The sequence below is a fragment of the Specibacter sp. BI4 genome, from assembly GCF_056680095.1.
On the sequence record NZ_CM155265.1, the window covers coordinates 1,631,877 to 1,650,779 of the forward strand.

At 64.2% G+C, this 18,903-nt stretch carries 22 protein-coding genes and 1 riboswitch; of the genes, 5 read left to right on the forward strand and 17 right to left on the reverse strand.

Annotated features, from left to right (window positions below; all coding sequences use genetic code 11):
* Nucleotides 1-69 precede the first annotated feature (69 nt).
* The 3 genes from AC1L6K_RS07580 to AC1L6K_RS07590 all read right to left on the reverse strand — a co-directional run bounded on the left by AC1L6K_RS07580 (nt 70) and on the right by AC1L6K_RS07590 (nt 1,964).
* Complete coding sequence (locus tag AC1L6K_RS07580) at nt 70-777, reverse strand: hypothetical protein (protein WP_480952096.1); 708 nt, start codon at nt 775-777, stop codon at nt 70-72.
* Nucleotides 774-1,508, reverse strand: a complete 735-nt coding sequence (locus AC1L6K_RS07585) for a hypothetical protein (protein ID WP_480952097.1) — start codon at nt 1,506-1,508, stop codon at nt 774-776. Before AC1L6K_RS07585 ends, AC1L6K_RS07580 begins: the two co-directional genes overlap by 4 nt.
* A 63-nt stretch (nt 1,509-1,571) precedes the next feature.
* The gene (locus tag AC1L6K_RS07590) at nt 1,572-1,964 is read right to left on the reverse strand and encodes a hypothetical protein (protein WP_480952098.1); all 393 of its coding nucleotides are present in this window, start codon (nt 1,962-1,964) and stop codon (nt 1,572-1,574) included.
* A 290-nt stretch (nt 1,965-2,254) separates the two neighbouring features.
* Here AC1L6K_RS07590 and AC1L6K_RS07595 point away from each other — a divergent pair, with 290 nt between their 5' ends.
* From AC1L6K_RS07595 to AC1L6K_RS07605, 3 genes are all read left to right on the forward strand, one after another.
* Nucleotides 2,255-2,554 carry a DUF4193 domain-containing protein gene (locus AC1L6K_RS07595; RefSeq protein WP_444531431.1) on the forward strand — a complete coding sequence of 100 codons (300 nt, stop codon included), beginning with the start codon at nt 2,255-2,257 and terminating at the stop codon, nt 2,552-2,554.
* 74 nt (nt 2,555-2,628) lie between these two features.
* On the forward strand, nt 2,629-4,323 hold the full coding sequence (locus tag AC1L6K_RS07600; protein WP_480952099.1) for an AMP-binding protein: 1,695 nt from the start codon (nt 2,629-2,631) through the stop codon (nt 4,321-4,323).
* A gap of 16 nt (nt 4,324-4,339) precedes the next feature.
* Nucleotides 4,340-4,747 (forward strand): YrdB family protein, encoded by a 408-nt coding sequence (locus AC1L6K_RS07605; RefSeq protein ID WP_480952100.1) that lies wholly within the window; start codon nt 4,340-4,342, stop codon nt 4,745-4,747.
* Here the strand turns inward: AC1L6K_RS07605 and AC1L6K_RS07610 are convergent.
* The 8 genes from AC1L6K_RS07610 to AC1L6K_RS07645 all read right to left on the reverse strand — a co-directional run bounded on the left by AC1L6K_RS07610 (nt 4,744) and on the right by AC1L6K_RS07645 (nt 13,838).
* Nucleotides 4,744-5,496, reverse strand: a complete 753-nt coding sequence (locus AC1L6K_RS07610) for a metal-dependent transcriptional regulator (RefSeq protein ID WP_480952101.1) — start codon at nt 5,494-5,496, stop codon at nt 4,744-4,746. The genes AC1L6K_RS07605 and AC1L6K_RS07610 overlap by 4 nt on opposite strands.
* A 16-nt stretch (nt 5,497-5,512) precedes the next feature.
* Entirely contained in the window at nt 5,513-6,769 is a 1,257-nt protein-coding gene (locus AC1L6K_RS07615) for an Nramp family divalent metal transporter (RefSeq protein ID WP_480952102.1), read from the reverse strand.
* 149 nt (nt 6,770-6,918) lie between these two features.
* Nucleotides 6,919-7,689 carry a class I SAM-dependent methyltransferase gene (locus AC1L6K_RS07620; RefSeq protein ID WP_480952103.1) on the reverse strand — a complete coding sequence of 257 codons (771 nt, stop codon included), beginning with the start codon at nt 7,687-7,689 and terminating at the stop codon, nt 6,919-6,921.
* Between the two features lie 196 nt (nt 7,690-7,885).
* Nucleotides 7,886-9,316, reverse strand: a complete 1,431-nt coding sequence (locus AC1L6K_RS07625; protein WP_480952104.1) for an aminotransferase class V-fold PLP-dependent enzyme — start codon at nt 9,314-9,316, stop codon at nt 7,886-7,888.
* 41 nt (nt 9,317-9,357) lie between these two features.
* Nucleotides 9,358-9,471: riboswitch (SAM riboswitch) on the reverse strand.
* Nucleotides 9,472-9,631: 160 nt separating this feature from the next.
* Nucleotides 9,632-10,447: a histidinol-phosphatase gene (gene hisN, locus AC1L6K_RS07630; protein WP_480952105.1), complete on the reverse strand. Its 816-nt coding sequence runs from the start codon at nt 10,445-10,447 to the stop codon at nt 9,632-9,634.
* Nucleotides 10,448-10,850: 403 nt separating this feature from the next.
* Nucleotides 10,851-11,969, reverse strand: coding sequence for a ribosome small subunit-dependent GTPase A (rsgA, locus tag AC1L6K_RS07635; RefSeq protein ID WP_480952106.1), 1,119 nt, complete (start codon nt 11,967-11,969; stop codon nt 10,851-10,853).
* 3 nt (nt 11,970-11,972) lie between these two features.
* Nucleotides 11,973-13,316, reverse strand: a complete 1,344-nt coding sequence (gene aroA, locus AC1L6K_RS07640) for a 3-phosphoshikimate 1-carboxyvinyltransferase (RefSeq protein WP_480952107.1) — start codon at nt 13,314-13,316, stop codon at nt 11,973-11,975.
* Between the two features lie 6 nt (nt 13,317-13,322).
* Nucleotides 13,323-13,838, reverse strand: coding sequence for a DoxX family protein (locus tag AC1L6K_RS07645; RefSeq protein ID WP_480952108.1), 516 nt, complete (start codon nt 13,836-13,838; stop codon nt 13,323-13,325).
* A 278-nt stretch (nt 13,839-14,116) separates the two neighbouring features.
* On the opposite strand from AC1L6K_RS07645, the gene AC1L6K_RS07650 reads away from it, so the two are divergent.
* Complete coding sequence (locus AC1L6K_RS07650; protein WP_480952109.1) at nt 14,117-14,812, forward strand: sigma-70 family RNA polymerase sigma factor; 696 nt, start codon at nt 14,117-14,119, stop codon at nt 14,810-14,812.
* A gap of 2 nt (nt 14,813-14,814) precedes the next feature.
* Nucleotides 14,815-15,075 carry a mycothiol system anti-sigma-R factor gene (rsrA, locus tag AC1L6K_RS07655; protein ID WP_480952711.1) on the forward strand — a complete coding sequence of 87 codons (261 nt, stop codon included), beginning with the start codon at nt 14,815-14,817 and terminating at the stop codon, nt 15,073-15,075.
* Here rsrA and AC1L6K_RS07660 read toward each other — a convergent pair.
* From AC1L6K_RS07660 to AC1L6K_RS07685, 6 genes are all read right to left on the reverse strand, one after another.
* On the reverse strand, nt 15,072-15,653 hold the full coding sequence (locus AC1L6K_RS07660; RefSeq protein ID WP_480952110.1) for a group III truncated hemoglobin: 582 nt from the start codon (nt 15,651-15,653) through the stop codon (nt 15,072-15,074). The genes rsrA and AC1L6K_RS07660 overlap by 4 nt on opposite strands.
* Nucleotides 15,654-15,659: 6 nt before the next feature.
* Entirely contained in the window at nt 15,660-16,127 is a 468-nt protein-coding gene (locus AC1L6K_RS07665) for a hypothetical protein (protein ID WP_480952111.1), read from the reverse strand.
* Between the two features lie 210 nt (nt 16,128-16,337).
* Entirely contained in the window at nt 16,338-16,412 is a 75-nt protein-coding gene (locus AC1L6K_RS07670) for a 50S ribosomal protein bL37 (protein WP_154606549.1), read from the reverse strand.
* A gap of 160 nt (nt 16,413-16,572) precedes the next feature.
* Complete coding sequence (locus tag AC1L6K_RS07675; protein WP_480952112.1) at nt 16,573-17,181, reverse strand: PadR family transcriptional regulator; 609 nt, start codon at nt 17,179-17,181, stop codon at nt 16,573-16,575.
* On the reverse strand, nt 17,181-18,005 hold the full coding sequence (locus AC1L6K_RS07680; protein ID WP_480952113.1) for a DUF4097 family beta strand repeat-containing protein: 825 nt from the start codon (nt 18,003-18,005) through the stop codon (nt 17,181-17,183). The genes AC1L6K_RS07675 and AC1L6K_RS07680 overlap by 1 nt, the downstream gene beginning before the upstream one ends.
* A 215-nt stretch (nt 18,006-18,220) precedes the next feature.
* Nucleotides 18,221-18,820: a GDSL-type esterase/lipase family protein gene (locus AC1L6K_RS07685; protein WP_480952114.1), complete on the reverse strand. Its 600-nt coding sequence runs from the start codon at nt 18,818-18,820 to the stop codon at nt 18,221-18,223.
* Nucleotides 18,821-18,903: the final 83 nt, after the last annotated feature.

Sequence of the window (18,903 nt, forward strand, 5' to 3'; positions counted from 1 at the left end):
CATTCATTATTATGCCAGTACTAATGGAAAAGTGCACATTTTGTTTTCTGCACCCCGAAACTGCTTCCTTTAGCGGGCGGCCTTGCTGCGCAGGGGGCTGCGAATAAAGGAGAACCACACCAAGGCCATACCCGCTGCCACGAACAAAATCGCGCTGAATGACATGGCGCCAAGGACGGCGTAGTTGGTGTTCGGGAGAAGCTGCATCGGCACTGTGGCCACGACCAGGATGAAACCGACGCACAGGAGCAGGGCGGACACTCGATACAGGACGGGGCGCCGAGAAAAGGCTGCCCTGGCGGTTGGGGCCACGAGACAGGCGGCCGCATAGGCCATATAAGCCATGCCAAACCACATGTATGCGGTCAGCGCCGGCTCGTTCGCCAGCTCTGACATGCCAGTGCTTGACGGGGCCTTGTCAGAGAGGATGAAGCTTATCGCGATGCCCACGGAACAAGCCAGCACAACCACTATGCCCACGGGGCCGCGGACCAGCTGCCTGGCGAGCGGTGAGTTGTAAGCGGCGGCGACCTTCGCGGCCAACAGGAAAAACACCGCGAACAGGCTCAGCCGCAACGCCACGTTGGCCACGTTAATGCCACCCAACAGTGCGTCAACGGGCAGGTAGATTGCCGGGATGCTCAGCCCGACGGCGAGAGTGGCCATCGCAAATATCCAAAACAAGCCGCGGTTTCGGCGCTGGAGCATGGCCGGAATGCGCCAGACGGTGCACGCCAGGCAGGCTGCAAGTGCCGCCCATTGCAGAATCGATGTCATCCCAGGTTCTCCCATATGCTCCGCGCTGCGGCGGTGTCGTCTTCAGAACGGCGCAATGACCGGCCCAATACCTCAAGCCGGTGTGATGCCAGGAGGGCCAGCGCACTGTCGGAGGCTCCCCGCAGGGCGAGTTCCCTGGCGTCGGCCGTCCAGCCGGCTTCAGCCGGAGAGAGGAAACCAGTGGCAACAAGTCCGTTGGTCAAACCAACTCCGGCTATCCGGGCGCTCTCAATGGCCAGCTCCGCGGTCAGCCGGTTGGCTGTAATTTGTGCTGAAAGGTTTTGTGGCGCAATCGAAGCCTGCCGTGCAACTCTCTGCCGCAGTTCCGTCGTGTCCACGGCGTCAAGCCAGGCACGCACGGAAGAACTGTGATGGGGAGGTGCCAGCGTCACCGGAAGCGGCACCGACAAGGATTCCGCTGCAGTGCGGCGGTTCAGGATTTCCCGGAGCAGATCGGCATCGGCGATTTGGCTCAACGCCTCCGCCTGGGTTGGTGCACGCATGCCCGTGGCGAGATCATTAAACGGGGCGAACTCCGCCAGGGAGGCAACAACAGGCAGTCCGAGTGAACGGCTCACGGCGGCAACCGTGGCCACCGATACCCGACCGCGCACCAGCTGTTGGGCCAGCGTTGAACGCTTGATGCCGGCGGCGCGGCACACGGCCGCATGGCTGGTGGAACCAGCCACCGAAGTTAGCCAGTGCTGGAAATATTTTGCCGAAACTGTCACGGCGTGAATCCTACTCGACATGCCGCAGGCAGCATAAAACCGCCCGGGCGCGCAGCACCCAGCCTAGGCATCCTGGGAGTCGACGATACCGCGGAAGCGGCTGCCGACGCCGTCGTACTCGCTGCGCCGCCAGCCGGCGCTGGGGGCGGGAAGCTCGTCGTTGTCGTGGAAGTCGCAAATCACGTAGGTGAATTCCGGCCACCACTTCTTGGGCCGGGCCACCTCAAGGAAATCGCAGAGGTAGCAGCGCAAATCGACCCAGACAGGGCGCTTGCCGGTGGAATTCGTGCGTGACTGTGCCAGCCAGGCCGGTGGATTGGCGTCGATGGCAGCCACTTCAGCGGCACTCATGCGCGAGGGGATGCCGTTTCGGGCGGCCATTTCCGGCGGAATGTTCAGGGCCTGGGCCACTTGCCGGCGATTGAGCGAAGAGCGGGGGGAGTCGTTGTTTGCCATGTTCCTTCAAGGATAGGGCGAAGCGTGGCCGGTGGCGATTCAGGGTGGCCGGATCCATCCCAGCAAACCGCTCAATGGCGTCGATGGGTGGGTGATAATGGCCACATTCGCTGCCGTCGGAAAGCAATATTTGCAAAAATTCGGCGAGAATACACCGAATATTCAGACCATCCCCTATGCTGTGGGAAAACAACAGAGAATTAAGGGCGCATTTCCAGCTTTCAGGGGCTAGTATGAGGCGCTGAAACACCCAGCCAATACCACGAGCACCTCAGGAGTTTGAAAACCGCATGGCAACGGATTACGACGCACCCCGCAACAAAGACGAAGACCACGAGACAGAGTCGCTTCAGGCACTCCAGGTACAGCGTGGCGGTGCTCAGACGGCGCACATCGACGTCGAAGATTCAGACACGGCCGAAGGCACGGACCTGCCCGGTGCAGACCTCTCCAACGAGGAACTGATCATCCAGGTCATCCCGGCACAGGACGACGAGTTCACTTGTTCCTCCTGCTTCCTGGTCCGCCACCGCAGTCAGGTGGCGCGCGAGAAGAACGGCCTGTTCTTCTGCAAGGACTGCGAAGGCTAAACTGCGTTTAATCACGCAGCGTGCCTTGTGCACCGCCGCGTCTTAGGGCAGCCAACAAGGCAGGGGAGCGGATCATGACTGTACGTGTGCAGGAGCTGTTGGACACCTTCGCGGCGCCCGGGGCCAATGCGGCCGAGCTTTTGTGCGACAGGCATCCCGCAGGCGACACCGCTTTCACCGTCATCACCGCCGACCTGGGCTCCGTCGACATCAGCTACGGCGAACTGCGCGAGAAATCCACGCAGTTCGCCGCTGCTTTAACGTCTCTGGGAGTCAAACGCGGCCATCACGTTGCGACGCTCATGGCCAAGTCAGCCGAACTCGTCATTGCTCTCCTGGGCATCTGGCGCCTTGGCGCGGTGGATGTCCCACTCTTTACCGCCTTCGCCCATGACGCCATCGACTTCCGGCTTCAGGCCAGCGGTGCCCGACTGGTGATTTGCGACGCCGACCAGCGCAAGAAGCTGCTCCCGGCCGGGGAAGTCCCCACCGACGCCTCACTGCCGGTGATTGTGGCCCGCGGCGAGGCTTTCGGCTACGACCACGCGTTTGCTGAGATGGTGGCCGGCACGGGCGCCTTCACGACGGGGTCGGGCAAGCCCGGCGATGTCAGGCCCGGGGCTGGCGAGCAGGCGGATGACAGGCACGACGGCGGCTCCGTTGCGGTTGGCGGTGACGGCCCGCTTGTGCAGCTGTTCACCTCGGGCACCACCGGGTCGCCCAAGGGAGTTTCGATCCCGCTGAATGCGGTGGCCTCCTTCGTGGGGTATCACCGCTTTGGCCTGGATGTCCGCGACGACGACGTTTTTTGGAACATGGCAGACCCCGGTTGGGCCTACGGGTTGTACTTTGCGCTCTTGGCGCCCATGGCGGCGGGCAACCGCTCCCTGCTCCTCTCGGCCGGTTTCAGCCCGGAACTGACATGGGCCGTCATGGAAAAATTCGATGTGACAAACTTTGCCGCAGCCCCCACCGTCTACCGCTCGCTGCGGGCAGGCTCCGCCCCCGGGCAGGGCCACGTTCTGCGCAGGGCCTCGAGTGCCGGCGAACCTCTGACACCTGACGTCATCGACTGGGGCCGCGACGCCTTTGGGCTGGAGGTCAGGGACCACTACGGCCAAACGGAACTCGGCATGGTTGCAGGCAATGCGTGGGCAGATGGCCTGCAGGAGGCGCTGCGTCCGGGGTCAATGGGTGAGCCGCTGCCAGGGTGGAGCGTTGACGTGCTTGCCGATGACAGTGACGAACCTGCCGCCGATGGTGAATCGGGGCGGATCGCCCTCAACGTCAGGAACAGTCCGTTCATGTGGTTCACCGGCTATGTGGACGCACCCGGGAAAACCGCCGAGCGGTACAGCCCCGACGGCACGTGGTACATCACCGGCGACGCCGGACGCAGGGACAAAGACGGCTACATCTACTTTTCCGCACGTGACGACGACGTTGTCATCATGGCCGGCTACCGCATCGGACCTTTTGATGTCGAGTCGGTGCTGGTGACCCATCCAGCCGTTTCGGAGGCAGCCGTCATCGGCACGCCGGATGAAATTCGGGGCGAGGTGCTGGAAGCTTTTGTGGTGCTGCGCGAGCCCGAAGCTGCATCGGCCGCACTTGTCACTGAGCTGCAGCAACTGGTCAAGACCCGTTTTGCCGCCCATGCCTACCCGCGGCGGATCCACTTTGTTGCCGAACTTCCGAAGACACCCAGCGGCAAGGTCCAGCGCTTTGTCTTGCGCCGGGAGCGTGCCGCAATGACAGATATCGACTAGGGACGATGGGGAAATAGTGGGACGTCGCAGAGTTGCGGACGTAAAAGCCGCGCGCATTGACCTGGCAACACTCACCCCTGTGGTGGACGTTGCCAGCAAGGTTCTGGGTTTTGCCCTTGAAGTTGCCATGGTGGCGGCGTTCTTGTTTTGGGGCTTTAAACAGGACAGCCCGTGGAACTTGATTCTGGGGCTGGGGATTCCGGCCGTTGTGGTGGTGTTCTGGGGCGTCTACCTGGCTCCCCGCAGTGAGCGCCGTTTGAATGCAAACCTTGTCAGCTGGCTGTCATTGGGGTTGTTCCTGGCCGCCGCCGCGGCACTGCTGGGCGTCGGCTCATATGCGCTCGGCACCATCATGGCTGTTCTGGCCGTGGCGCAATTCGCCGCGACACGGTTCCTGGAACGGCCGGTCCGCCGCCGCTCTTAGCGGGGTGCAGTGTGGCGGCTCATCAGCGAGCCGCCTGTCAGTTCCTGCACGGCACAGTCGGCGTGGGTTCCCACCGAAGTCAGCCACAGCGAGGCCGCCACCTCGTCCCCCAAAGTCAAGGGTCCGGCGTCGTGCGCGGCATCAAGGCGCACCCGAAAGCCGGCGACAAAGGGGAGCCGGCCCAGGACGGCGAGTTGCGTGTCGAGGCCGATGCCGAGTTTTTCCAGGTGGCGCAAAAGGTCGGGGTCGTGGTCGCTGATGCGGCTGACCCGGCCGGTGTGACCGGCGTCGAGCTCGTCGAGGCGGTGCGAGGGGGCCATGGTGATGCGGCCCTGTGCGTCGGGGATGGGGTCGCCGTGGGGGTCGCGGACGGGATGGCCAAGCTTGGTGCTCATGCGTTCGATGAAGTGCTCGGAAACGGCGTGCTCGAGCATTTCAGCCTCGTCATGGACCTCGTCCCAGGTGTAGCCCAGCTCGCGGACCAGATAGGTTTCCAGCAGCCTGTGGCGGCGCACCATCGACAATGCCAGCGACAGGCCCTGCCCGGTCAGATGGATGGGGCTGTAGGGCTGGTGGTCGACGAGGCCCTGGTCCTTGAGTTTGCGCACCATCTCCGACACCGATGAATTCGCGACGCCGAGGCGGGTGGCCAGGGCGGAGGAGGTGATGGGCTTGTCCTGCCATTCCGTGTAGGCATAGATGACCTTGACATAGTCTTCGATGCTGGAGGAGGTGGCGGTTTGTTTCACCCTCCAAGCCTACCCGTTAGCCCTGCCCGGTGAAGGTCAGCCACAGCAGCACGGCATTCAAGGCGACGATGAGCGCCACGCTGACGAGGGCAGCCAGCCGCAGTGCCAGGCCGTCGCGGTGCTCACCCATGAGCTTCCTGCTTGCCGTCAGGCGCAAAAGCGGGATGAGGGCGAACGGGATGCCGAAGCTGAGCACGATTTGGCTCACGATCAACGCCCAGGTCGGGTCAATGCCCACTGACAGCAGGATGATTGCCGGTATGAGGCTGACCAGGCGCCGGGCCTGCAGCGGGATCCGCACCTTGAGCAGGCCGTTCATGATGGTGGCCCCGGCATAGGCACCCACCGAGGTGGAAGCGAGCCCCGAGGCCAGCAAGCCAATGGCGAAGACGACGCCGATCACCGGCCCCAGGCTGTTGACGATGGCCGTGTGGGCGCCCTCGATGCTGTCGGTTCCTGAGATCCCGCCCAGGGTTGAGGCGGCCAGCAGGAGCATGCCAATGTTGACGGCGCCGGCCAGGATGAGGGCCAGCACCACGTCAACGCGGGTGGCCTTGATGATCCTGCGCAGCCCTGCCGGGGTGCTGCGGGCGTCGGGGTGCCTGTCCTTGGCCAGTTGGGAGTGCAGGTAGATGGCGTGTGGCATCACTGTTGCGCCCAGCATCCCGGCCGCGAGCATGACACTGCCTGAGCCGTCGAAACGGGGGATGAGCCCGGAGGCCACGCCCGCGGGGTCGGGCGGGCTGAGCACCAGCCCGGCAAGGAAACCGATCGTGATGATGACGAGCAGGAAGACGATGATGCGCTCGAAGTGCCGTTGGCCGTGACGGTTTTGGACTGTGAGCAGGGCCATGGAGACCAGGCCCACGATCAGGCCGCCCACCGGAAGCGGCAGCTGAAACAGCAAATGGAGCGCGATGGCCCCGCCGACCACCTCGGCCAGGTCCGTCGCCATGGCGACGAGTTCCGCCTGTACCCAGTAGAGGCGCCGGCTGCGTGTCTTGAATCGTTCGCCCAAAATTTCAGGGAGCGACTTGCCCGTCACCACGCCCAGCTTGGCTGACTGGTACTGAACGAGCATGGCCATGACGTTGGCCGCCACCAGGACCCACACCAGAAGGTAGCCGTAGCTGGCGCCCGAGGTGAGGTTGGCTGCAACATTGCCGGGGTCGACATAGGCAATGGCGGCCACGAAGGCTGGGCCCAGCAGAAACAGCAGGCCGCCGCGCGGTTGGCGCAGCGGCTTTTTCCCGGTCGTGGCAGTCTCGAGCACAATGCAACCCTTCGATGTACCTAAATGAAATATTTAGGTATGCCGAAATCATAAGCTGTTTGGGGTGTGGTTGTCGAGGAGCGGGTTCTCGAGGTGCCGTTGTCCAGGTGCCGGGCGCCTAGGTGCCGGGCGGCCTCCGTCGGGGCGCCCTACAGCTTCCGGGTGCGCCAGGTCTGGGTCACATAGGGAAGTTGAAGTTCCGTGCCGGGGACGTGGCCCAAATGCTCGAACAGGTACCACCGCAGATTGGCCATGACCTTGGCGCGGACCTGCTCCGAGGCCTTGAGGTAGTAGCTGCGTGACTTGGCGAGCTCCATGACCTCCTCGGGCGTCAGCGTTTGGTCCCATCGGGTGTTGTGGGGCTCGGCGGGGGCGAATTCCGGGCCGAGGGTGGGGCGGAAGTCCGGCTTGTGGACATCTCCGGCGTGCATGATCCGGGCCAGCCTGTGCACCCAGGGGAGTCCGACGTCGAGCTGGTTCCAGACCAGCCCGAGCGTGCCTTCGGGGCGGAGCACGCGCGCAATCTCGGTGCTGGCCGTGAGGGGATCGCACCAGTGCCAGGCCTGGGCCACGACGGCAAGGTCCATGCAGGAATCGGCCAGTTCGAGGTTTTCGGCCGTGCCCACCACCGGGGTGGCATGCGGGACGGCGTGGGCAAGCTGTCCCAGCATGTCGGCTGAGGGGTCGACGGCGGTGATGGTCCAGCCGCGCCCGGCCAGCAATTGGGTGTACTTGCCCGTTCCGGCGCCCACGTCGAGGACGTCATGGAGGGGGTGCGCGGCGGTTTCGGTCAGCCAGTCAAGGGATTCACGCGGGTAGCCGGGGCGGACCTTGTGGTAGTGGCCGCCGCCCTCCAGGAAGGCTGCGGCCATGTGTTGGCGCCGTTCCGCGTCGAAGACCGGTCCGCCGGTGCCAGCCATGTTCGCTCCTGAGGTGTTGTCCGGTGGTGCCGTCCAACTTTACCCTCTACCGACGCTCGCGCAGATATGGTCAACTTTCCAAGGACCCTCGCGCAGATACGGGGGCATATTTCCCAACGCTCGCTCGGTGCCTGGCCTCAGCGGGCTGATCAGAGAGCGAGCGTTTACTGAAACCGCCCCAGATGTGAGCGAGCGTCTACCGGTCTGTGGTGCAGGGGGCTGCACCGGCAGTGCCCGGGGTGTTTGGTGCCCAGTCGGGGTAGGCGCGGTTGTCGTCGGCGGGGACCCAGCGGCCGGCGTCGACCACGTAGTCCCAGCCCAGCCCGTTCCGGAGCAGTGTGCTGATGCCCTCAAGCAGGCGCTGGGCGTCCTCGAGGCGGGAACCGACCCCAAAGCTGGCACGCAGCGAACCCGCCGGCAGCCCCAAGCGGTTCAGCAGCGGATGGGCGCAGAACTTGCCGTCGCGGACGCCCACGCCGTGTTCGGCCGACAGGTATGCGGCGACAAGTCCGGCGTCGTACCCGGTGACGGAGAAGTTCACGACGCCGATGCTCCCGCAGCCAGGGTGGCTGTCGGCGTCGCTGAACAGCGTGTGGACGGTTGCGCCGTCGAGCTCGGACAGCCCGGCAACCAGGTGCCGGCGCAGGAGTTGTTCGTGGGTGTGCCAGTCGTTGGCGTCGAGGGCGGCCAAGGCTGTGGCGGCCTTGGCCAGTGTGGCCGCGCCGAGCACGTTGGGGGAGCCTGCCTCGTGGCGGGCCGGGCCCTCGGCCCAGCGGGTCGACTCGAGCCTGACGTCCTTGACGGCGCCGCCGCCGGCCAAGTGGGGCGTGCCGGCGTCGAGCCAGTCGGGGCGGCCCACGAGGACCCCTGCGCCGAAGGGGGCGTAGAGCTTGTGGCCCGAAAAGGCCAGGTAGTCGATGCCGCTGGCGGAGAGGTCGATCCGGCGGTGCGGTGCCAGCTGGGCCGCATCCACGACGATGCGCGCGCCGTAGCGGTGTGCCAGGGCGGCCAGCTCGTGCACGGGAAGCACCTCGCCCGTGACATTTGAGGCGCCCGTGACGGCCAGGAGCAGCACATTGCCGGCGCGCAGCTGGGTTTCGACCCGTGCCAGGGTGGCCGCGATGGAGTCGGCTGCGACCACCGATCGGTGCGGCAGGGCCTGCCACGGCAGCAGGTTCGCGTGGTGCTCGATGTCCAGGTAGAGCACCTCGCCGTGGACGTTGGCGCGGCCCTCAACATAGCCCTGCTGCTTCAGGATGCTCCCCACGCACCCGGCCAAGAGGTTGAGTGAATCTGTCGTGTTGCGGGTGAAAATGACAGTGTCGTCGGGGCGGGCGCCTACAAACTCCGCCACAATCCGCCGCGCGTTTTCATACACCGACGTGCTGACCTGGGAGGCGAAGCCGGCGCCGCGGTGCACGCTGGCGTAGTACGGCAGCACCTCGTTCAGGTGTGCCGCCACTTCTTCAATGGCGGGGGCCGACGCTGCATAGTCAAGATTGGCGTACCTCACGTGCCCACCCTGGATCAGCGGGGCGGGCAGGTCCTGGCCCACAACCGGAAGCAAGGGGCGGCTGGCGAGGGAGTTTTCCTCCAGCTGTGTGGTCTCAAGCAGGGCGTTGCTCATGAGTGTTTCCTTCGACGGAAGGACGCTTGGGGGTGCCAAGGAGTCCGCGCTTGCCATGACCGTTCCGGCCTGGCCAGGTCGTCACCCGGGGCACCCCGCCGCGAAAGGAGGGTTGCCGGCCAGCAAACCGGGGTTTAGCACTGGCACTCGTGACCTATGCCCAAAAGAGTAGCCCAAGAATACCGGCGGCGCATTTGTTACGTTGCATAACGGGCGTCCGTGTTCCGCCCGAAGCAGTCCCGCGCCAGGCGGGCAAAAAGAACGACGGCGGGAGGCCGCCGTCGTTCTTAACTCACCTGTACTTCTTGGTTGGGGTCAGCCCAGCAGGTCATCCCAGTTGGGGTTCAGGCGGTGCAGCACCTCTGTGTGCAGGATGGAGTTGGTGGCCAGGGCGTTGCCGCCGAAGGGGCCGTCGGCGCCCTCGAGCGAGGTGAAGCGGCCGCCGGCCTCGGTGACGATCGGGACGAGCGCTGCCATGTCGTACAGGTTCAGTTCGGGCTCGCAGGCAATGTCAACGCTGCCCTCGGCGACCATGCAGTAGGACCAGAAGTCCCCGTAGGCCCGGGTGCGCCAGACGTCGTCGGTGAGGGCGATGAACTCGTCCCGGTTGCCCCGATCGGCCCAGCCGCTCAGCGATGAATAGGACATGGAGGCGTCCTTGAGTTCGGCGACGTTTGAGACGCGGATGCGGGTGGCTGCCGCGAGCGACTTGCCCATGTAGGCGCCGGTTCCCTGGGCAGCCCACCAGCGCTTGCCCAGTGCCGGCGCGCTGACCAGGCCCACGACAGGGACGCCTTCATCGACGAGGGCGATCAGTGTGGCCCAGACGGGGACGCCGCGGACAAAGTTTTTGGTGCCGTCGATCGGGTCGATGATCCAGCGGCGTGAACCGTGTCCGCTGCTGCCGAACTCCTCACCCAGCACGGCGTCGCGCGGGCGGACCCGGGCCAGCTGGCTGCGGATGGACTCCTCGGCGGACTTGTCGGCGTCCGTCACGGGGGTCAGGTCGGGCTTGGTTTCAACTCCCAGGTCAAGGGCTTTGAAGCGGGACATGGTCAGTGAGTCGACACTGTCGGCCAGGACATGGGCCAGGCGGAGATCATCGTTGTACGTCTGGGGTTCGATCGTCATACGCTTCACGCTATCGCGATTTAGTGCAAACACCTGTCAGCGCCACTTTCGTGGACTCATACGCACAACTCGGGCGCAGTGGCGTGTATGCGTTCACGCGCCAAAACCTATACGCACAACTCGCCGTGAGCCGTGCGTATAAGCGCTTATGCGCACAACTCGCCGTGAACCGTGCGTATAAGTTCACGGTGCCGCGGGCAGGCGGCCAATTGTCCCAATCTGCGCAAAACTCATGGCTCGCGTGCCGCATAACACTGTTGTGCGGCACGCTGGAGGGCTGGCTTTGCGCAGATTGGGACAGCTGCGGGCAGATGGGTGTGCGGGTGGGTGGGCGAGCGCGGTGGATGGGCCCACGCCGGCAGGGTTCCCTGGCCGAGGAACGAGGTGAGGGGGCCGGTGGGGACTACTCGATGATGCCCAGTTCCTTCGCTTCGGCGCGGCCTTCGGTTCTGTCGCTGGTGCCCAGCAGGCGGCGCAGCGACGCAAGGCGGGCCGGTCCGGCGTCGCCCGCATGCCCGGCCGCCACATAGGGGTCCAGCCCACAATTCACGGCCACGCTGTCGTGCTTGCAGCCGCGTTCGCAGTCGTCGGTTCCCGGCTGCAGGTCGGGGAAGGCCTGGAGTATCCTGTCGGCGTTCACATGGGCCAGGCCAAACGACCGGATGCCGGGGGTGTCAATGATCCACGACCCGGGCAGGCCGTCCTGCAACTGCAGGGCCAGTGCGGACGAAGAGGTGTGGCGCCCGCGGCCCGTCACGGCGTTGACGCCGCCCGTGGCTCGCTGTGAACCCGTCAGGGCATTGACCATGGTCGACTTGCCCACACCCGAATGCCCCACCATGACACTGACCTTGCCATCAAGGTAGCCGTGCAGCTGCTCCACCGCACCTCCGGCCAGCAGGGCGGAGTCGCCGTCGTCACTGCGGGCGTCGATGCCGGAAGCGCCGTCAGTGGCCGTGCGGCTGATGATGACTGTCATGTCGAGGTGCTCATAGTTGGCAAGGAGTTCGGCTGGATCCTTGATGTCGGTCTTGGTGATCAGCAGCAGGGGAGCGATGCCGGAGTCGTAGGCGGCGACCAGTGCCCTGTCGATGAACCCGGTGCGGGGTTCGGGGTTGGCTGCTGCGACGACGATGACCAATTGATCGGCGTTGGCCACCACCACCCGTTCCACGGGGTCGGTGTCATCGGCGCTGCGGCGCAGCAGCGTGCGGCGCTCTTCAACCCGGACCAGGCGGGCCAAGGTGTCGGGCTTGCCCGTCACATCGCCCACGAGTGCCACAAAGTCGCCGGCCACCACGGGATTGCGCCGCAATTCCCTGGCACGGGCGGCAATCAAGGTGCGTTCGGTGGGCAGGTTCTCGTCCACGATGGCCGTGTACCGGCCGCGGTCCACCGTGATGATCCTGCCGATGACGGCGTCCTCATAGGCGGGCCGGTCCTTGGTGCGCGGCCGGCTGCCCTTCTTGTTGGCCCTGACGCGGACGTCTGATTCGTCCCAGTTGCTGTAGTCCCGTGCCATCCCCTAAGCCTCGGCTTCAACCGCCGCTGTGGCAGCGGCCGCTGTGCCAACAGCGGTCTGCGACACCATGGCCGCCCACATGGCTGGGAAGTCGGGCATGGTCTTGGCGGTGGTGGCGATGTTTTCAACCTCGACGCCGGGCACCGCAAGCCCGATGATGGCTCCGGCCGTGGCCATGCGGTGGTCATGGTAACTGTGGAAAACGCCTCCATGCAGGGGGGCGGGGTTGATGATCAGCCCGTCCTCGGTTTCCTCGGCGTTGCCGCCAAGGGCATTGATTTCAGCAACCAGGGCGGCCAGCCGGTCGGTCTCATGGCCGCGCAGGTGCGAGATGCCGCGCAGGCGTGACGGGGTTGAGGCCAGGGCGCAGATGGCCGCCGTTGACGGGGCCAGCTCGCTGGTGTCGGAGATGTCGACGCCGAGGATCTCGGGGCCGCCGGTGACGGTCAGGACACCGTCGGCAAGCACCACTGTGGCACCAAACTGCGGCAGGATCTCCCGCCATTTGTCGCCCACCTGTGTGGTGTTTGACGGCCAATTCGGGATCCGCACGGTGCCGCCGGTGGCAAGGGCGGCGGCCAGGAAGGGGCCCGCGTTTGAGAGGTCCTGCTCGAGCGAGACGTCAAAGCCGGGGATGGGTCCGGGCTGCACAATCCAGTGCTTGGGGGTGGAGGAGTCAACGACAACCCCCATGGACCGCAGGATCTCCACAGTCATTGAAATGTGGTCAACGCTGGGCACCGAATCGCCGATGTGTTCAAGGTGCAGGCCATTGCTGAAGCGCGGCGCAACCAGCAAAATGGCTGAAATGAACTGGGAGGAACCTCCGGCGTCAACCTGCACGTGGCCGCCATCTACAGTGCCCGTGCCGTGGACGGTGAACGGCAGGAAGCCGTCCTCCCCGTCCTCAACCCGCACGCCGAGCCCTTCCAACGCAGCCACAATCGGGGCCATCGGGCGCACCAAAGCCGCCGGGTCGCCGTCGAACTTCACAGGACCGGCAACGAGCGCGGCAAGCGGCGGGACGAAGCGCATCACGGTCCCGGCAAGGCCGCAGTCGACGTCGATGGTGCCGTGGGTTGTGGCGCCGGCCGGGATGGGCGTGACCACGAGGTCGGGGACGCGGCTGCTGCCGGGAACTTCGGTGATGACAGCGCCCAGGGCCCGCAATGCGCCGATCATGAGGTCGGAGTCGCGGGACTGGAGCGGTGCGCGCAGGCGGGATTCACCGTCGGCGATGGCTGCGAGCACGAGATACCTGTTGGTCAGCGATTTGGAGGCCGGAATGGTGACTGTGGCATCCAGGGGTGTTGCGGAAAAAGGTGCGGGCCAATGGGCGCTGGTCATCGGGAATTACTGTCCTGTCACGTCGTGGGCTAGCGCGCGGACTGACTTGTCCGCCTTCTTGAACTTGGTTTGGGCGTTCTTTTTGCCGCTCTCAAGGAGCTTCTCGGTGCGCCAGGCCAGCCCGGGGCGGCCGGCGGTGTCGACGCTTGCCAGCAGTGCGCCGCCGATCAGGCCAATGTTCTTGGTCAGCTGGTTGCGGCGGTGGGTGCGGTTTTCCTTGGTGGTGGTGTCCGCGGTGCGGTATTCAACCACTGCGCCCAGTCCGGCAGTCAGGGCCAGCACGACGGCGGCGGGGCGGGAGAATTTCCCGATGGCCAGCAAAAAGCCTGCCCCAACCTGGGTGCCGGCAAGGGCGAGGGCCAGGGTTTTCTCGCTGGCGTCCACCGGCAGGGCAGCGCTCAGCGGGCGCAGCACGGGAGCCAATTGGGCCGCCGTCTGGTCTGCGTGGCGCAGCCGGTCAAGGCCGGAAAGGATGAAAGATGACGCCAACATGGGGCGGGCGAGTACGCGAACAATGGACAAGGAGGCCTCCTTAGTGATTCGGTCAGCCTCCCAAAACACGGCCGGGGCCGCCTCGCGGGAGGCTCATGCTGTGTCTAAGTCTCCCACGACTCTTTCGCTGTTGCTGTGTTTGCGGAATATCCGACGGCGTTGGCAGGTTTACATCATTAGCGGCGGCTTGGGCAGGGAACTGGCCGGGCAACACGAACTGCGACACCCAAAGCGACGGAAAGGCGGCAATGCAGACACTGGTCCAAGCGGCACCCCTGAAACTGAGTCTGAGCATAGACTCAGTAGTGATGAACACTTCCGAGCCTGAGCAAACCACCAACTCCGAGCCCGCACCCGCCAGCCGCAGCGCTGTGGTGAACACGGACGTGGCAGAAGTTGATGTTGCCAACGAGACAGCCGATGCCAGACGTGCGCGTTTTGAACGCGATGCCATGGTCTATGTGGACCAATTGTATTCGGCGGCCATGCGCATGGCCCGAAACCCCAGCGACGCCGAGGACCTGGTCCAGGAGGCCTACACCAAGGCGTTTTCCGCCTTCCACCAGTACAAGCCGGGCACGAACCTGAAGGCGTGGCTGTACCGGATCCTGACCAACACCTACATCAACCTGTACCGCAAGCGGCAGCGTGAGCCGCTGCAGTCCAACGCCGACACCATCGAGGACTGGCAGCTGGCCAGGGCGGAATCGCACACCTCGCGCGGGCTGCGTTCGGCCGAGGCTGACGCCCTTGACCACCTGCCCGACTCAGACGTCAAGAAGGCCCTGCAAGCCATCCCGGAGGAATTCCGGCTGGCAGTTTACTTTGCCGACGTCGAAGGATTTGCCTACAAGGAAATCTCGGAAATCATGAACACCCCCATCGGGACAGTAATGTCGCGGCTGCACCGGGGACGAAAACTTTTGCGTGAAATGTTGGCCGACTACGCCGTTGAACGCGGCTACGTCAAAGAGACCAACCTAATGACTGAAACGGAGAAATGACCATGGGCGACTGCCAAAGCCTGGGCGATTGCAGCGATGAACGCATCGTGCGGATATATGAATACCTTGACGGGGCGCTGTCCCGCGACGACCTGGGAGAGATCAAGGAGCACCTCGACGGCTGCTCCGACTGCTCCCAGGAGTACGACCTTGAGTGTGTCATCCGCTCGGTCGTGAAGCGATCCTGCAAGGAAGCTGCCCCGGAAACCCTCAAGGCAGCCATCCTTGCCCGCCTGCACGAGGGCAAGCCGGCCGCGGTTTAAGGTTCCGGCGCGTCAGATATCTGAACGTCAGGGGCCTGCGGCTTTTCCGGCTGCGGCCCCGCTGCCTGCGGCGGACGCGTTGAGATGGTGCTGTATTGGCTGGCCGGCCTGCCCGTCACCCGCCGATGCAGCGAACCACCAATCAGGTGGGCCTGGACCTTGGCCAGCTCGGCTTTTTCGCCGGCAAAAAGATCATCCACGGTGTTGGTCCACAACTGCAGCCACCGGTTGAAGTGTTCAAGTGTCAGTGGTTCCTTGGCATGAATGTCAAAGTGGATGGCCAGCGCATTCCGGTTGTACAGGCCGGCCTTGAACAGCACCGTCTGCCAGAAGTCGGCCATGATGGGCATGTGCCGGGCAAGATCCATGTGCACCACGTCAGTGAAAATGTGCCCGATCAGCCCGTCCGTGAAGGCCCGCGTGTAAAAGGTCTCCACCAGGTTCAAGACGTCGGCCCGGTCGGCGATGTCCCCGCGGGGTCCGCCGTCCCCGCCCGGTTCTTGCGGTTGGGCCGCCGTCGGTTCATAGGCTTTAAGGTTCGACGTCGTTCTGCCGGAGTTCAGTGGAGGGGTCGCCATGGTTGCCTACGCCGCCACAGCCACGACAATGAGGACGCCGGCCACCGGCAGGGCAACAGCCTTCACCAGTTCCGAGCCAATGTAGGCCACGTGCGTGAGCGTGCCAACCTTGGCTTTTACGGCAGTGGTTCCACTGTGGGCCAGCGCAGTCTCGGCCAGTGCCTTGGTGCGGTTGGCCATGGCCGGGCGCAGCACCAGGGTTTGCAAAGCCAGTGCCAGCATTGGCACGGACAAGAAGATGCCGATGGGCAAAGTCACCAGGTCCTGGCGCTGTGTCCACGCAGCCAGCAGAACAACCGCCATCGCCGCCTCAGCCAGGTTCAACACCTTGAACAGGAGCCTGCCAATGCCCACACCCAATGCGTGGGTCATGCCCGGTGCACGAAACTTCAAGGGGGTTTCGATGAAGGAAATGGCTGCGATCATGCCAAACCAGACAAACGGCAGCATGGTGAGTAGGACGAGGGCGTACATTATCGGCTTTCTTCAACTCGGGACGCAGGCAACAATTCCACTTTAGCTTTAAGACAGTATTTTCCGTGTTTAATGCAATGGCTGTTTCGTCACATCACGAACAACTTTGCCTCCAAGGTCCGCAATTGCTGGCCGCGGGGCCCGTGCGGGCAAGCAAAAGCCCGCCCTGCCAGGTGGCGGGGCGGGCTCTTGAATTTGTTGCGTCAAGAATTAAGCGTTGGGGCGCTTACCGTGGTTTGCCCCGCTGCCCTTACGATCCCGACGCTTACGTGAACGCTTCGACATAGCTGCCTCCAATCATCTAGAAGATCTTCAAAACCGATCCTCATCTATTTTCGCATGGCTGGCACATCCCCGCCTAACCGGCGGCCCGGACAGTGGCGCCAGCGCAAGTGGTGCGGCCCCTGCCAGGGGTTCGTGGCTCCCTGTGATGGGGCTGGCCGTGCTATTTCCTCAGCGTTGCCTTGATTGCCGTCGCCGCCTGTTCCAGAACCGTCCTGGTCGTCGCCAGCGTCAGCTCGTCCAGGCCATTCGTGGTGGCGTGGAGGCGCAGGTCGATGCGCAGGTCGTCGTGGAACCGCTGGAGCAGGAACTCGGCCTCCTTGAGCTGTTTGCCCGCACCGGCAGGCTCGCTCCGCGGTGCCTTGGGCACCTGTCGGGCCTTCGTTCTGGCGGATTCAGCGCTGGCTGCCAACTCTGCCCGGAGGCTGCGCATGTTCTCCTGGACGTCGACTCGAATATCGTCGGCAAGGCGGCGCACTGAGGCGGCAATATTGGCCTGAACTTCGGTAAGTTCGTGGCGCCGGTCGTCAAGCTCGGCCCGGCCTGCCGGTGTCAGGGCGTAGACGGTGCGCCTTCCGTCCAATGTCGTTTCCAGCAGCCCCTCTTCCTGAAGTTTCGCCAGCCGGGGATAGACCGTGCCGGCGCTGGGGGAGTAGGTGCCGCCAAAGCGGCTGGTCAATGCGCGAATGATTTCATAGCCGTGTTGGGGCCCCTCTTCGAGTGCGGCGAGGAGGTACAGCCGCAGGGCCCCATGGGCAAAGACGGGAGGCATTAGGAATCCTCCTTGGCAAGGGAGGGGTTTGCTGCCTGTTCGGCCGGGGCGTACACGATCGAGACTGTGCCGGAGACCGTTGAGGTGTGGCTGGTCATGCGGGGTGATTCCGGCCCGGCTGATGCCTGGGTGTTTTGGCCGAGGTTGCTGAATCGTTCGGTATCCAGCAACAGCGTGCCCGAGGCGCTGGTCGCGGTGGCGTTGACGCCCATGTTGCGGGGCAGGCGGACCATGATGTCCCCGGACACCGACTTGACGTTCAAGGTGTTGGGCCTGCCGTGGAGGTCAAAGCTGACGTTGCCTGAGACGGTGCTTGCCCTCACATCCGCAAGTTCCCCGGAGGCCATCACGTCGCCTGAAACGCTCTTGGCAACCAAGGGGCCGCGGTGGTCACGGGCAATTATTTCACCGCTGACGGTGTCCAGGGTGAGCAGGCCCTCGGTGGCATCCGCCATGAGCGATCCCGTCACTGTGCGCAGCGTGGTTTTGGCGCTGCCGCTGACCATGCCGTCGGCGTTGACGGTGCTTGCCGTGACGAAGGCCCCGGCAGGGGCGGCGATGCTGATGACAGCGCTTGCCGCCTGTTGGAAGTTGATCAGGCGCTGCAACCAATTGGAAGAGTTGAAATGCTCAACTTTCAAGGTCCCGTTGCTGAACCGGACCTCCAGTGGCAGCCCCTCAACCTCGGAGATCTCCAAGGTGGTCTCACTCCCTTCGGTGACGACAATGTCGAAGCGGCCCTTGACCAGCGCCAACTTGATCTCCGACACCCCGCTGAGTTCGATCGTTTGTGGTTCGGTGACGGACCACGATTCCTCGTTCATTGCAGCTCCTCTGTTTGCGTTATATCGCGTCTGTGTAAACACGATATAGCGCGTTGGGCTGCAAATCAAGATATATCTCGAAATTGATTCGGGTCTGCGCCCTTAACCACAAGATCCATGCGCCAGCAGCTGGACCGAAGCCGCGAAATCGGGGCTGTCGGTCCAACGTCTGCGACATGGATCTTCAGTGGGGGCTGATGCCCGGGTTAATTCGGTTAGCCGGCCTCGGGGAGGTCGAGCCACTGGTACCAGCCGCGGTGCAGCACGAGCCACGCCATGAGCCCGTACCCGGCCTGGCCGGGGGAGCCCGCATTCGCTGCCACGTCATTGCGCCACTGTTCGTGGTTTTGCAGCGGGGCGAACGTGTCAACGTAGTGGTGCTTGCGGCGGGTGGTGACATCGGCGAATGCCGTGTTCAGTTCGGCCAGCTTGCGGTTCAGCGCAGGATCGAGCGACGGCGGGGGGCCCACCACAAACACGGGGATGTTCAGCTGGGTGGCACCGTCAAGGATGTTGGCCAGGTTCAGCCGGCTCCTTGCCGTGGACAGGCCGTACTCAATGTCGCGGCCGGACAGGCCAACCACGAGACGGTTTTCATGGAAGTCGTCAAAGCGGCGGCCAGCCTCATGCAGCCAGCGGCCCGCCAGGGCCTCGGTTCCCTCGCGGGGGGCTGCCAGCACGAATGACTCAATCGCGACAGAGTCGCCGGGGGTCCTGGCCAGCACGCGTCCCAGCCAGCCGAGGGCGCGCGGATCGCCAACACCGGCAACCAGTTCATCCCCTACAGCTACTATTCGCAGTTCCCGCTTGTCCACGGCGCCCCTCTTCTTGGTGCATAAAATTGAAGTTCAAATAAAAGATGCCCGGCCTGATAATGCAGACCGGGCATCAGTGGTGC

Bases quoted from the DNA above. Each gene is read 5' to 3' on its own strand.
- AC1L6K_RS07580 (WP_480952096.1), bottom strand. From the start codon at position 777: ATGACATCGATTCTGCAATGGGCGGCACTTGCAGCCTGCCTGGCGTGC.
- AC1L6K_RS07590 (WP_480952098.1), bottom strand. From the start codon at position 1,964: ATGGCAAACAACGACTCCCCCCGCTCTTCGCTCAATCGCCGGCAAGTG.
- AC1L6K_RS07595 (WP_444531431.1), top strand. From the start codon at position 2,255: ATGGCAACGGATTACGACGCACCCCGCAACAAAGACGAAGACCACGAG.
- AC1L6K_RS07600 (WP_480952099.1), top strand. From the start codon at position 2,629: ATGACTGTACGTGTGCAGGAGCTGTTGGACACCTTCGCGGCGCCCGGG.
- AC1L6K_RS07620 (WP_480952103.1), bottom strand. From the start codon at position 7,689: ATGGCTGGCACCGGCGGACCGGTCTTCGACGCGGAACGGCGCCAACAC.
- AC1L6K_RS07625 (WP_480952104.1), bottom strand. From the start codon at position 9,316: ATGAGCAACGCCCTGCTTGAGACCACACAGCTGGAGGAAAACTCCCTC.
- hisN (WP_480952105.1), bottom strand. From the start codon at position 10,447: ATGACGATCGAACCCCAGACGTACAACGATGATCTCCGCCTGGCCCAT.
- rsgA (WP_480952106.1), bottom strand. From the start codon at position 11,969: ATGGCACGGGACTACAGCAACTGGGACGAATCAGACGTCCGCGTCAGG.
- aroA (WP_480952107.1), bottom strand. From the start codon at position 13,316: ATGACCAGCGCCCATTGGCCCGCACCTTTTTCCGCAACACCCCTGGAT.
- AC1L6K_RS07650 (WP_480952109.1), top strand. From the start codon at position 14,117: ATGAACACTTCCGAGCCTGAGCAAACCACCAACTCCGAGCCCGCACCC.
- rsrA (WP_480952711.1), top strand. From the start codon at position 14,815: ATGGGCGACTGCCAAAGCCTGGGCGATTGCAGCGATGAACGCATCGTG.
- AC1L6K_RS07660 (WP_480952110.1), bottom strand. From the start codon at position 15,653: ATGGCGACCCCTCCACTGAACTCCGGCAGAACGACGTCGAACCTTAAA.
- AC1L6K_RS07665 (WP_480952111.1), bottom strand. From the start codon at position 16,127: ATGTACGCCCTCGTCCTACTCACCATGCTGCCGTTTGTCTGGTTTGGC.
- AC1L6K_RS07675 (WP_480952112.1), bottom strand. From the start codon at position 17,181: ATGCCTCCCGTCTTTGCCCATGGGGCCCTGCGGCTGTACCTCCTCGCC.
- AC1L6K_RS07680 (WP_480952113.1), bottom strand. From the start codon at position 18,005: ATGAACGAGGAATCGTGGTCCGTCACCGAACCACAAACGATCGAACTC.